At 46.8% G+C, this 3,543-nt stretch carries 4 protein-coding genes; 1 reads left to right on the plus strand and 3 read right to left on the minus strand.

Annotated elements, in window-relative coordinates:
- The first annotated feature begins 190 nt into the window (after nt 1-190).
- Nucleotides 191-1,351, plus strand: a complete 1,161-nt coding sequence (locus LN995_RS21385; protein ID WP_229963131.1) for a fatty acid desaturase family protein — start codon at nt 191-193, stop codon at nt 1,349-1,351.
- 32 nt (nt 1,352-1,383) lie between these two features.
- Here LN995_RS21385 and LN995_RS21390 read toward each other — a convergent pair whose 3' ends face one another.
- The 3 genes from LN995_RS21390 to LN995_RS21400 all read right to left on the minus strand — a co-directional run bounded on the left by LN995_RS21390 (nt 1,384) and on the right by LN995_RS21400 (nt 3,278).
- Nucleotides 1,384-1,575: a cold-shock protein gene (locus tag LN995_RS21390; protein WP_229963132.1), complete on the minus strand. Its 192-nt coding sequence runs from the start codon at nt 1,573-1,575 to the stop codon at nt 1,384-1,386.
- A 374-nt stretch (nt 1,576-1,949) separates the two neighbouring features.
- Entirely contained in the window at nt 1,950-2,111 is a 162-nt protein-coding gene (locus LN995_RS21395) for a hypothetical protein (protein WP_229963133.1), read from the minus strand.
- 207 nt (nt 2,112-2,318) lie between these two features.
- Nucleotides 2,319-3,278, minus strand: a complete 960-nt coding sequence (locus LN995_RS21400; protein WP_229963134.1) for a bestrophin family protein — start codon at nt 3,276-3,278, stop codon at nt 2,319-2,321.
- Nucleotides 3,279-3,543: the final 265 nt, after the last annotated feature.

Consider the following 3,543-nt stretch of genomic DNA (forward strand, 5'->3'; position numbering starts at 1 on the left):
CCGCGCTATCCGACGATTTCAGGACTAGACATAATTTTCCTGTGGTCTTGAATCCTTAAATAAGTTGGTCTTTTATTGCGATTTCTTTAATCAACATGTTTCTGTACAAGTACGCCGTAACGCTGGTTTCCTATACACGTATTTATTCCTTAGATAGGATATGTACATAAACAAACCCTGCATTCTGTAAATGTCCCCAAAAGTTAAGTTTATAAATACTCAGCAATCAGGCTTCTTCTCTACCGTCCGCAGCCGTGTAGATGCTTACTTAAAGGAAAAAGGCGTTTCTAAATATGCCAACCAGGCCATGTGGAGAAAGACGATTTTTTATTTGACTCTCTCCCTTGGCATTTACCTGTTAATTCTCTCCGGCCGGTTCGGGGTCTGGACCATGTTCGGCCTTTCCTTGCTATTGGGCATATGCTGTGCCCTTATAGGCTTCAATATCGGCCATGACGCCATTCACGGCTCCTTTTCGGCAAGCAGAAAGGTAAACAAAGCTTTAAGCTTCACCTTCAACCTGATCGGGGCCAGCCCATATGTGTGGAGCCTTACCCACAATATCGTGCACCATACCTACACAAATATTCCCGGACATGACGAGGACATTGAAGTAGCTCCTGGCCTGATTCGTCTGCACCCGGATGACAAACTCAACAAGGTACAGCGCTTTCAGCACCTGTATGCTTTTGGCCTTTACAGCCTGTCTTCTCTTTCCTGGGTGCTCCGCAAAGACTATGTGAAGTTCTTTCAGAAGAAAATCGGCCAGCACCCTACGCTAAACCACCCCAGGCGGGAGTATTTCAACCTTTTCTTCTACAAAGCCATTTATTATTTCCTGTTTATGGTCTTGCCCCTGCTCGTGCTGCAGATAACCTGGTGGCAGTTTGTGATTGGTTTTGTAGGCATGCATCTGGCGGAAGGTTTGGTGATGGGCCTGGTGTTTCAACTGGCACACGTGGTGGAAGGGACAGACTTCCCATTACCTAACGAAAAAGGGAACATGGAAGAGGCCTGGGCCGATCACCAGATGCGAACAACTGCCAATTTCGCCACAAGGAGCAGGCTGGCAGGCTTCCTGCTGGGCGGCCTGAACCAGCAGATTGAGCATCACCTGTTTCCTAAGGTTTGCCACATCCACTACCCGGCTATTTCAGGTATTGTCAGGCAAACGGCACAGGAGTTCGGCCTGCCTTATATCGAGAACCCTACCTTCTTCAAGGCACTGCAATCGCATTACCGGATGCTCAAAAAGTTCGGCCTGCATGCCTGCCAGCTGCAGCAGATACAGAGAAGACCAGAGGCTTACAAAGCAACCGCCGGCAAACAAAAAAGCCTTACATTTAAGTAAGGCTTCCTGTTGATGAGATGTATATGTTAAAACTAAGCGCGCTTCACGTTAACCGCGTTCAGTCCTTTTCTTCCTTCCTGCAGGTCAAAAGTCACCTCGTCGTTTTCCCTGATCTCGTCTACCAGCCCTGAAATGTGTACAAAGTGCTCCTGATCTGAATCTGTTTCTTTGATGAACCCGAACCCTTGCAGGTCATTAAAGAATTTTACTGTTCCGTTATTCATATTGTATTGTTAATTATACACCTACTACATATCTGGTGATAGATACGTTCATTATTTCTTCCTGTTCACCATAAATATTTTACAAGACTTTGACGCAGCAGCCATCAAAAAAAGGACGGACGCCCCTGCCTCCCCCCAAGGAGTCTGCGTAAGGAATGCTTGTCAGCACCTGGCACAGAACCTATTGGTTGGCCTGACCAGGAATGAGCTGAGGAAAGACTAGTGAAGCTTCCCCGGAGGCACTTACATTATCTTCTACGATATTATTGCCGCCAACCATATCGTGATGCGATGCGTTTTGGATCAGAGACGAGATGTGGGTAGTGTTTTGGGAGAATAGAGCATCTACAGCTTACGCTGCTGTTAGGCACCTTTTATGGGACAGCTGCATGTCGAGTTTTAGCACATAGGGGTAGCCCCGACTTAGCAACAGCTAATCTGGCCGTCACCTTCTCCCAGCATTTCTTCTTGCTGTTGGGATACTCCACTTGCCCCGCAGCAACTGCAGGCAGTTGCTGCGCCATTCTTTGTATCATGATTCCGGGCTTTTCCGGGACCGTCGGACAGGTGACCCGTCCTAAAAAACATTAACCAGCTGCCCTGGCCTGCCATAAGTTAACAGAAAAATTTTTAGAAAGTTATGACACCTTTGGCTATTTCCCAAGGGGTTCAGGGTGGCAGTGGCTATTGGAAAAGGGATTAATTGCTCTACTAGCATAGTCCAGGATTTCCCTCCTGTATTCCTACAGAACTGCACCGTGAGACGCCTGCCTCGGTGACGGAAAGTCCTTGCTCCCCCACTGTTCCTTTAAATTCGTCTCAATTGTCAGGCTAAGAGCTGTGAGCGGCACATCTTCTAACCTATTCTCGAAGGGGTCCTCAGCGCGCTCACCTACCAGGTCGAGGCAAAGGAATACGAAAGAAATGATAACAGAGACAGGTATAGTAGCCCAACCAAGCTCCTCTACAAAGGCAAAAGGAAGCAGAGAGGCATGTATGAAAACGAAAACACGGGAGAAAAAGCTGTACTGCCTGGGGAACGGCGTATTCTTGATCCGCTCGCTCATGCCTTGAATGTTATTAAACTCCACGAGCGTCTCCTCCAGCTTCACAAACCTGAAATCGGAGATCCAGCCTTTGTTGAAGGCCCTTCTTAAGTCTTCCCCCTGTAGCTCGAGCAGGTAGTTTGGAGGATTATTTTTATGGCAGAACACCTTGTACTCATTTGGCATAAGAAACGAAGCAGTATCCTTATATTCATTCGACTCCTCAAATATTTCTTTCTGGTTTGTTTGGTTGTAAGAGTGCTTTTTTCGAAGAAATACCCGGAGTGCATGAACAAAGGCAATGTGCCGGTACACCATGCGGCGCTGTAAGTTCTTTACCTCTGCGGCCTGTGTGGCATCGGGCAGTATAATCATGGTTATCACCTCTCGGGCCCAGGCACGGCTGTAATTTACTAGCAAACCCCATATTTTGCGGCCCTCCCACCACCTGTCATAGGCATTGTTGTTCTTAAATCCCAGAAAGATAGCCAGCGCTGTGCTCAAAGCAGAGATAGTACTGAAGGGCATATGCAGTTCTAGAACCTCGAAGTAGTCGTGCATCAGATAAACTGCCAAGGACAAGAGCAAGTAATAGAGCATACTCTTCCAGGTATAATGGAGAACGACATTCCATTTAAGGTTTCTGCTTGTTATCATGGTTAGGTATGGGTGCTGCTGTGTAATATTAAAGACCCAATCACGGTGTGAACTGGAAAATGTTGCATAAAATGGTTAGGAGGATGTGTTACATCCAATAATATGGAGTGGGTTGAATCGACTTGGCAAGCATAGAATAGATATAACCGTATTCGCTATTAGACCCGCTTTACCGGCACAGAGTTTTGCTGTTTTGGCCTCTAAAATTATCCCCGATGTAAAAGAGGCAGAGGATACGTATTTGTCGGCTCCCCAACTTTAGAAC

The sequence above is a fragment of the Pontibacter silvestris genome (assembly GCF_020907275.1).
Lineage (GTDB): Bacteria > Bacteroidota > Bacteroidia > Cytophagales > Hymenobacteraceae > Pontibacter > Pontibacter silvestris.

Excerpts from the sequence above, each read along its gene's own strand:
- LN995_RS21390 (WP_229963132.1), bottom strand. The coding sequence starts at position 1,575 with ATGAATAACGGAACAGTAAAATTCTTTAATGACCTGCAAGGGTTCGGG.
- LN995_RS21395 (WP_229963133.1), bottom strand. The coding sequence starts at position 2,111 with ATGATACAAAGAATGGCGCAGCAACTGCCTGCAGTTGCTGCGGGGCAA.
- LN995_RS21385 (WP_229963131.1), top strand. The coding sequence starts at position 191 with ATGTCCCCAAAAGTTAAGTTTATAAATACTCAGCAATCAGGCTTCTTC.
- LN995_RS21400 (WP_229963134.1), bottom strand. The coding sequence starts at position 3,278 with ATGATAACAAGCAGAAACCTTAAATGGAATGTCGTTCTCCATTATACC.